This window comes from Oleiphilus sp. HI0080, from assembly GCF_001635135.1.
In genome coordinates this window covers 1-569 of sequence record NZ_LWFU01000193.1, presented here as the reverse complement: position 1 = coordinate 569, position 569 = coordinate 1, and the positions used below count along the sequence as shown (strand labels likewise).

Sequence of the window (569 nt, the reverse complement as noted above, 5' to 3'; positions counted from 1 at the left end):
GATGAGTCCGCCTGCTAGGACGGTAGGCAATGGTTATGAAACCGATGCCCCACGTGTTCCGGATAATCAGCGAGATTCATTGCGCGCGATGGCCAATGACGAACGTGTTGCGAAATGGTTCGGTAAGCGCTTTGTTGAGGTCTATCAGGAAGTGAAGTGGCGAAATGTCTATCTTTTTGAGCAGCAAATAACGCCGATGGAATATGCGCTTATTCTACCCAATGTCTAGGAACTTAAACTTAAGCCTTTGATAATGTGAAAAGCCGATGCAGACAGCATCGGCTTTTTTGTAAGCGCTTCGCTGTATTTTATATTCCCATTTTGTCGCGCAGGCCGTAGTAAAACGCGCCGATTGCCGTATAGGGCACTCTAAACATTTGTCCGCCAGGAAAAGGCATGTGTCTGAGTGACGCAAATGCATCAAACCGTTCAGCCTGACCTTTCACGACTTCACCAATTAGCTTACCGGCTAGGTGGGTGGTTGTTACGCCATGCCCACTGTAACCTTGTGCATAGTAAATCGAGTTATTAATGCGGCCAAACTGGGGGAGGCGGTTCATCGTTAATAA

The 569-nt window shown here is 47.6% G+C and carries 2 pseudogenes; one reads left to right on the top strand and one right to left on the bottom strand.

Features of this window, described 5'->3' with window-relative positions:
- Window positions 1-229: pseudogene (locus A3751_RS02075) on the top strand (glutamine synthetase); the annotation flags it as partial.
- Between the two features lie 79 nt (window positions 230-308).
- On the opposite strand, the pseudogene A3751_RS22510 reads toward A3751_RS02075, so the two are convergent.
- Window positions 309-569: pseudogene (locus tag A3751_RS22510) on the bottom strand (FAD-binding oxidoreductase); the annotation flags it as partial.